The organism is Rhizobium sp. 01T444 (assembly GCF_056398305.1).
On the sequence record NZ_JBFTPD010000350.1, the window covers coordinates 1 to 554 of the forward strand.

The window sequence follows — 554 nt, forward strand, 5'->3', positions numbered from 1 at the left end:
TCGATCCGACCGCTTCGATGGTAGTCGCCCAGCAGCGCATCCTCTATCTGGCCGCCGGCCCACCATGCGCGCAAGTTCGCGCGTAAGGTCTTCGTTGAGACCTTGATTTTCGATGCGTGCTCCTTAAGCAGCGTGGGTCGTTTGCCCTTGTCCCAGAGGTCCGGGTGTTTCACTAGGCTTTCGATACGTGACCAGCGCTTGTTGCGTACCTCGACATCAGAAGGACTCGGGTCCACGGGATGCGGCGCGGCGTCGTCGAGAAGCAATCGGAAGTTCTTCCTGTCGCTGCACATTGCCGTGAGAGCTGCGAGCTTCCAGCAAACTGGGTCGCTTTTGCCGTCGAGTGGGATGACATGGACGACTTTCAGTTGCGTGTCGACGTGAACGAGCCGGTAGCGGCGTTCGTTCCACTCGAACATATCGTTTGTCAGTAGGCGAATGGTCATACGAAGCACCCGCCCAGGTCCATGGGGCTTCCCGGATCCGCCACCCGAACACGAGCCAGCTCGATACGGTCAGCAGAAAGGTCGGTGACGGCACTGTGGTCCCAAAGG

The 554-nt window shown here is 59.4% G+C and carries 1 protein-coding gene; it reads right to left on the reverse strand.

Features of this window, described 5'->3' with window-relative positions; genetic code table 11:
• Positions 1–446, reverse strand: a 446-nt coding sequence (locus AC1DTN_RS38865) for a hypothetical protein (protein ID WP_477925560.1), incomplete at its 3' end; no start/stop codon positions are given.
• Between the last annotated feature and the right edge of the window lie 108 nt (positions 447–554).